We start from the raw sequence: 6,818 nt of genomic DNA on the forward strand, positions 1-6,818 counted from the left end.
CTCGGCAAGACCCGCACCTCACATCTCGCCGCCCTCGACCTGGCAGCCTGATCCCCGGCCCGGTTTGCGGATTTCCCAACGGAGTCCTGAAGGACGGGGATTTCTGGCTCACGCTGCCGCAGCGTCCGTCGGACGGTGCGGGCTTCCACGATCGGCACCAGCCGGGTTGAGACCAGCCCGGACGAGCATCACGCGGGCAGAGTTCTTGTCCCTGGGGGACACGGCTCCGCACGCGGTGCACGAATAGATCCTCTCGGAGAGGGGGAGGCGGTGCTTGGCTCTCACACCGCAGTGCGCGCAGTCCATCGTGGTGTGCGCGGGGTGGACCAGGTGGACGGCGCGGCCGTGCTTGCGCCCCATCTCGATCAGGGCCGCTTTGGTCGCGCCGATGGCGGCGTCGGCCGCCTTCCTGGCCATGGTGGTCTTGGCAAGGAACTTCGGTTTGAAGTCTTCGACGGCCAGGGCGTCGTGGTCGCGGACAACGGACTTCGCCCACTTTCGGGCGGTGTCCTGCCGCTGCCGGGCGATCTTCCTGTGCAGCTTGCCGGTCTGCCGCCGGGCCCTGCGGTAGCCCTTCGACTGCGCTTTCCCCTTCGGCTGCCTGCGGCGGGCCATCTGCCGCTGGTAGTGCGCGAGCTTCCGGGAGGCGGTGCGGCCGTGCCGCGGATGGGGGAGGTCGTGGCCGTCGCTGGTGGTGGTGGCGAGCTCCTTGACTCCCCAGTCGATGCCGATCACCGCACCGGTCGCCGGCAACTGCTCTGGCTCAACCCGGACGACGAACGAGCAATACCAGTCCCCGATGGAGTCCTGGTACACGCGGACCGAGGACGGATCGGTGGGAAGGCCGCGGGACCACACCACGGTCAGACTGATGCCGCCCGCAAGGTGCAGCCGGCCTTCCTTGATCCGAAAACCTCGTCGTGTGTAGTTCAGCGACGGACGCGAATCCCGCTTCCGCTTCGGCTTCGGCAGTCCGGCGCGCTGCTTGACCGGCAGCTTCGCCTTGATGTCCTTGAGTGCCTTCGTGCGGGACGTGGCGAAGTCCCGGATCGTCTGCTGCTGCGGCACCGAAGCACCCGCACGCAGCCACGCCATCGCGCCCCGCGCCTCGGTCAGCAACTTGTCCAGGTCCGCCGGTCCGCAGGTGCGCTTGTTCTCCGGGTTCGCCCGGTTGTGAACGTGGACCTTGCGGGACATGTGGACACACTCGTTCCACAGCCACCGACTCCGCCCCCACTCCGCTTTAAGCAGCACGGAAGCGGTCTTGGACACGCGCAGGCGGAACGTCCACCGGGCATGCCCGGCGTCCTCCGAAACCTGTCGTGCCGTCATGTCGGTCAACCTACCCGGCCCCACCGACAACGAGAGAGAGCCCGGAGCAGAAGCGCAGAGGACTCCGCCTCTTCGCGGCTCCGAGCCAAGGACCCATTCCTCCCCGGCCTGAAGGCCGGGGCGTCCTGGGAGAAATTCGGCAAAGTCCATAATGTCGTAGTGACATAATGTGCGCAACCGATATGGGGAGGACCGCAAGATGCGCCGCGGGATGAGCAGCTTCAGAGCGGACCGCCTGGCCGCCGAGCGGACGAAGGCCGGCCTGAGCCGCCAGGAGCTGGCCCACAGGGCCGGCATCCGCCCCGCCGTGCTCGACGACTACGAGGCCGGCCTGCGCACGCCGAACGCCAAGATGCTGGCCGGCCTCGCGGAAGCAGTCGGATGCCGGACGAAGGACCTCCTCGATCCCGCCGAGGAGCCGGACCTGCGGACCCTGCGCGAGCAGGCCAGCGGCTTGGGACCAGGCGCGGCGGCCGCGGCTGCGCAGATCTCCCGCGGGGCGTTGGCCATGCTGGAGGCCGGCCGCACAGCCGAGTTGAAGGACAGCGTCGCCGCGGCCCTGGCCGCGGCATACGCCACCAGCGAGGAGGAGGTTCGCCAGGCGCACCAGCGCAGCGTGGCGTCCGCCCGGTCGACGGCGCCGATCTGGCTGACCGAGCGAGCGCTGCAGCGCCTGGCCGACCACCTGGATCGGACGCCCGACGAGCTGCGAGAGCTGATCGAGACCATCCAGGACGAAGAGCGGAGGGGATGAGAGTGAGCACCGAGCGCGGGAGCGCCATCACGATCGCGCGGACCCAGGCGCTACGCAGCCCGCTGCCGGCGTGCGAGGCGGACCTGCCGGCCGACGTGCCGTGGCTGCGCGCGCGGGCACAGCGGTTCGCCCGGGCGGCCGGGCTGCGGTTTCTGCTGGTCCTGGACACGGCTCAGTACACGCGGCTGACGGGGCAGCAGATCGGCGCCGAGGTGGTGGGCAGGGCCTACCGGGGGCCGGAGAGTGCCCGTCTCGCGGTGCCGCTGCTGTACCTGCAGCAGGCCGCCCTCGCGACCCGCACCGAGGCCGACCAAGTCCTGGCGCACGAGGTCACCCACCTGAAGTGGCCGAGCTACGGACACAAGGTCACGGCATTCGACCGCGCCCAGTGGCTGCTCGACCGAGTCGGACAGTAGGGCAATCCGACATGAGCGCGAGTGAACCGAAGACTGGCCGCACCACGAGCACCAACGAGAGGATCAACCCATGGACCTGAGCGCCACCGGCGAGCCCGTCGTCGTGCAGGAGGACACCCAGGTCAAGGTCGGAATCGGCCTGCGGCCGGCACGCTCGCCCTCCCCTACGGCGGCAGGGCCTACGAGCCATGCCACGCCTCGGTGACGTTCGCCGGCGTCCAGCAGGACCCCTGGTCGGCGCAGCAGGTCACATTCGCGGTCAAGGGAACGGGTGGCAAGGCCACGGCCGTGACCGTGGACCTGCTCACCGAGGCGTGCGACGGCCCCCGAGAGAAACGTCCCCCGCTATCTGGAGGGTCGCACCCTGGCTGCCGCCTCCGCCGGAGACCTCGGCATCACCTACACCGCCCCATCTTCGGGCTGGTCCAGCGCTTTGAGCCCGTCAATGCCTTGTTGGATCCAGGCCGGAAGATGGCTTTCGCGGGCGATGTCGACGGCGCTCTGGAAGCACCCCCTGGCGTCCTCCCGTTGGCCGAACTGGAGGTACGTTCGGCCGGTGATCACGAGGCACTCGGCGAGGGTGATTCGGTTCCCGAGGCGTTCGTTGAGATCGCGGGCCTCCCGGAGGGCTGCCAAGGCTTCCTCGCGCCGGCCCAGGCCCCGAAGGGCATCGCCGAGATCGGTGAGAGTGACGGCGATGTTGTTGGTGTTGCCGTGGGTTCGCCAGATTTCGAGCGCTCGGCGGTATCCCTCCTCAGCTGCTGCGAAGTCCTCCGTGTGTAGGTGCGAGGCGGCCATGATATTCAGGAGGACGCCGTTCTCCCCTAGGGCGCCGTGTGAGCGGTCGATCGCCTGCCTCGCGTACGTGAGGGCTGCTGTGCTGTCGTTGAGATGGTTGTAGGCGACGGCGAGATTCTGCAGAACGGTGAGGACGAGGTCTTCGTGGCAGGCCTTCTCGGCCGCGTCGAGGGAGCCCTGAAGCGCATGGACGGCTTCTTGCAGGTGGTATGTCATGACGTGGGAGATGCCGATGCGCTGGAGCATGAAGGCCTGTCCGACCAGGTCGCCGTGCTGCTTCGCGGTCGTAAGGGCGATGGCTTTGAGATCGTCGGTCTCGCGGGTCCAGGAGTAGGTGGTGTCGTATCCGGCCAGGCCGTGCACGATCCGCCAGGCGAGGTCCGGGCGTGAGGAGTGGGCGGCTTGACGGACCGCCTCCTTGATGTTGGCCATCTCCTCGGTGCACCACCGGCTTGCGTGCTGTCCGTCGGTGAATACGGGCAGCGGCGCGGAAGGCTCGTCTTCCAGGACGGTAGTTCGCGACATGCCGACGTTGATGACCGTTCTCGAACGTGCCAGTGCCGCGGCGTACCAGATCATGAGGCGGACTCGGGCCGCGTCGCGGCTCTCGTAGGCGTCCTCCTGTTCGGCGCGTTCGGCCGCGTACTCGCTCAGCAGGTCGTGGAGAGAATACCGCCACGGATTCGGGTTCTGGAGCAGGTGGTAGTCGACGAGCAGTTCGAGCAGGTCTGCCGTGACGGCGGTGGGACGCTCGGCCAAAGCGGATGCCTGTTCGATCCCGAACACCTGACCGGGCCACAGGCCCAGAAGCCGGAAGAGACGAGCGGCCTCACGCTCCACCGGATCATTGCTGCCGTGGAGGGCCAGGTAGCTGGAGGCGAAGGTGTCCCGTACGTTCAGGTGTCCCATCGACAGCGATCCCAGGCGTTTCCCGGGGGCGGCGAGACGTCCCGCCATGGTGCTCAACGACCAGACCGGACGGGCGGACAGCCGGGCGGCGACGATCCGCAGTGCCAGCGGCACCCCGGCGCAGGCCGCGAGCACACGCAGCGCGCTGTCCGGGTCGGTATTCACACGGTCGTGGCCGCAGACCGTCGACAGCAGACGGCGCTGTTCCTCGAGGTCCAAGGGTTCCAAGCGGGTGTGGCGAGCGCCGGGCAGGTCGGTGAGCGTGTTGCGGCTGGTGACAACCGTCGCGCACTGGCCATGGCCGGGTAGGAGGGGCAGCACCTGCTCGGCGCTGTTGGCGTTGTCGAGGATCAGCAGCACCCGGCGGGTGGCCAGGATGGTACGCAGGAGTGCCGCGCGATCGTCGATGTCCTCGGGGATCGGGTGGCCCTGTGCCACATTGCTGCCTGGATGCGAGAGGGCGGTGATGAACGCCGCGAGCACGCCGTGGGCACCGCGGCGTTCGCCTATTCCGAATCCGCGCAGGTCGACGAACAGCTGGCCGTCGGGGAAGTGCTTCCGGACCCTGTGGGCGGCGGCGATCGCGAGTGCGGTTTTGCCGATGCCTCCCATTCCGGAGATCACCGCCACACAGGTGCCGCGGCCGGAGGCGGCGGCTTCGAGCTGGTCGGTGAGTACACGCAGCTCGTCGGCGCGTCCGGTGAAGTCAACGGTGTCTACCGGGAGCTGATTCGGGCCGCTCCGGGCTAGTTCGGCAGTGTTGCGGCATGGGCGGGAAGCCGCGGTAGCCGTTACTTCTGCGGCAGGGCTCAGGATTTCCTGGTGTGCCTCACGCACTGCCTGGCCGGGTTCCACGCCCAGTTCGTCGATCAGCGTGTGGCGCAGTTCCTGGTAGACCGCGAGTGCTTCGGCCTGGCGTCCGGCGCGATGCAGGGCGAGCATCAGCTGTCGGTGGAACTCCTCGTACACGGGGTGCTGCTGGGTCAGAACGGTGAGTTCCGCGATCACGTCGTGGTGGTGACCCAGGTGCAGTTCGACCTCGACGCGCCACTCCTGCGCTCTGAGGTACAGCTCCAGGAGGTTGGCCGCTTCGGGTGAGTCGGTCAGCGCCGGCAGGTCGTCGAAGGGCCGGCCGCGCCACAGGGCGAGCGCCTGTGATGCGAGGTCGCCCGCCACGGGCCAGTCCTCCTTGCGGTAAGCGGATTGGGCCTGCTGGACCTTGGCAGTGAACACCTCGAGGTCGAGCTCGCCGTCACGGACCTCCATCGCGTAGCCGGGCGGGACGGCACGGAGCCGACTGCCGACGTCGGGCCCGAGGAACCGCCGAAGCCGGGCAACGTGATTGTGCAGCGATGAGGTCGCGGAGCTCGGCGCGCTGTCCCCCCACAGGGTCGAGATCAGCGAGTCCACGGACACGGGCTGGTTGGCCCGGAGCAACAGAGCAGCGAGGAGAAGGCGAACCTTGGGACCGGTCACGGGCAGTGGCTGCGCATCGCGATGCACCGCGAGTGGCCCGAGCAGGCCGAACCGCGTCTTCACTCGTCCCCCGTTGTGGCTGTACATCAGATGTGTATGTGATTCAGATCTTAGCCATGTGTGATCACTTGCCGAGACGATCGACTTCGCCGGTCGGGCGAGTGCCACGGGTGACAAATACCCCTGGTCAGGCCGCTCACCGGCCTCAGTCCACCCTCTTTGCATCACTCGGGGAGATCACCATGCACTCCAGGACGTCCAGGCTCGTCCGTGTCGCTTTGGCCGCCGCGATCGCCACCACCGGCACGATCGCCACCACCGCCTTCGCAACGACCACCGCGCACGCCGCCACGGCATCGTCCGTGGACGGCAGTATCGCCCGCAGCGAGATCATTCAGCGCGCCCAGTACTGGCTCGGCAAGTCCATCCCCTACAACCAGGGCGGCTGGTACCCGGACCAGGACGGACGCAGCTACCGAACGGACTGCTCCGGATACGTCTCGATGGCGTGGCATCTCGGCGAAAGTGCCAACACGCAGACTCTCCCCGGCTACTCCTACGAGATCCCGCGCAGCGAGCTCAAGGCCGGCGACATCCTCAACAGCTTCGTCGACCACGTCATTCTGTTCGAGAAGTGGGACGACGCCGAGCACACCACCTTCTCCTACTACTCCTTCGGCTCGACCCCGGTGAAGCACGTCACCGGGGTGTCGATCAACGCCGCCACCTTCGACACCCACCCGAACAGCGACTACAAGGCCCTCCGGTACAAGAACGTCGTCGACGACCTGGACATGACGTCGATCGTCGGTATCGGTGACATCAACAACAACGGTGTGCCCGACCTGATGGCGCGCCGTAAGTCGGATGGGCACGCGGTCATCTACTGGGGCCGCGGCAACGGTACCTACCTCGACCAGCCCTCCGACGTCGGCGGCGGGTGGGACCAGTACGACGCGATCGTCGGTATCGGTGACATCAACAACAACGGTGTGCCCGACCTGATGGCGCGCCGCAAGTCCGACGGCCACGCAGTCGTCTACTGGGGCCGCGGCAACGGTACCTACCTCGACCAGCCCTCCGACTTCGGCGGCGGGTGGGACCAGTACGACGCGATCGTCGGTATCGGTGAC

5 protein-coding genes are annotated in these 6,818 nt (G+C 67.8%); 3 read left to right on the top strand and 2 right to left on the bottom strand.

Going from position 1 to position 6,818, the window contains the following annotated elements; all coding sequences use genetic code 11:
* Window positions 1–108: 108 nt before the first annotated feature.
* A complete protein-coding gene (locus tag AB0P35_RS40735; RefSeq protein ID WP_363521380.1) occupies window positions 109–1,332 on the bottom strand; it encodes a transposase in 1,224 nt (407 codons plus the stop codon).
* Window positions 1,333–1,543: 211 nt separating this feature from the next.
* Between AB0P35_RS40735 and AB0P35_RS40740 the strand changes: the two genes are divergently transcribed.
* Together AB0P35_RS40740 and AB0P35_RS40745 are read left to right on the top strand one after the other, a co-directional pair.
* The gene (locus tag AB0P35_RS40740; protein ID WP_363521383.1) at window positions 1,544–2,086 is read left to right on the top strand and encodes a helix-turn-helix transcriptional regulator; all 543 of its coding nucleotides are present in this window, start codon (window positions 1,544–1,546) and stop codon (window positions 2,084–2,086) included.
* Window positions 2,087–2,088: 2 nt separating this feature from the next.
* Window positions 2,089–2,502, top strand: coding sequence for a hypothetical protein (locus AB0P35_RS40745; protein ID WP_363521385.1), 414 nt, complete (start codon window positions 2,089–2,091; stop codon window positions 2,500–2,502).
* 399 nt (window positions 2,503–2,901) lie between these two features.
* On the opposite strand, the gene AB0P35_RS40750 is transcribed toward AB0P35_RS40745, so the two are convergent.
* Complete coding sequence (locus AB0P35_RS40750) at window positions 2,902–5,772, bottom strand: BTAD domain-containing putative transcriptional regulator (protein ID WP_363521388.1); 2,871 nt, start codon at window positions 5,770–5,772, stop codon at window positions 2,902–2,904.
* A gap of 155 nt (window positions 5,773–5,927) precedes the next feature.
* Between AB0P35_RS40750 and AB0P35_RS40755 the strand changes: the two genes are divergently transcribed.
* On the top strand, window positions 5,928–6,818 hold an 891-nt coding region (locus AB0P35_RS40755), incomplete at its 3' end, for a VCBS repeat-containing protein (protein WP_363521390.1).

The sequence above is a fragment of the Kitasatospora sp. NPDC085879 genome (genome assembly GCF_040686255.1).
In the GTDB taxonomy this organism is placed as follows: Bacteria; Actinomycetota; Actinomycetes; order Streptomycetales; family Streptomycetaceae; genus Kitasatospora.

Coding starts and splice junctions, on each gene's coding strand:
- AB0P35_RS40735 (WP_363521380.1), bottom strand. CDS start 1,332: ATGACGGCACGACAGGTTTCGGAGGACGCCGGGCATGCCCGGTGGACG.
- AB0P35_RS40740 (WP_363521383.1), top strand. CDS start 1,544: ATGAGCAGCTTCAGAGCGGACCGCCTGGCCGCCGAGCGGACGAAGGCC.
- AB0P35_RS40750 (WP_363521388.1), bottom strand. CDS start 5,772: ATGTACAGCCACAACGGGGGACGAGTGAAGACGCGGTTCGGCCTGCTC.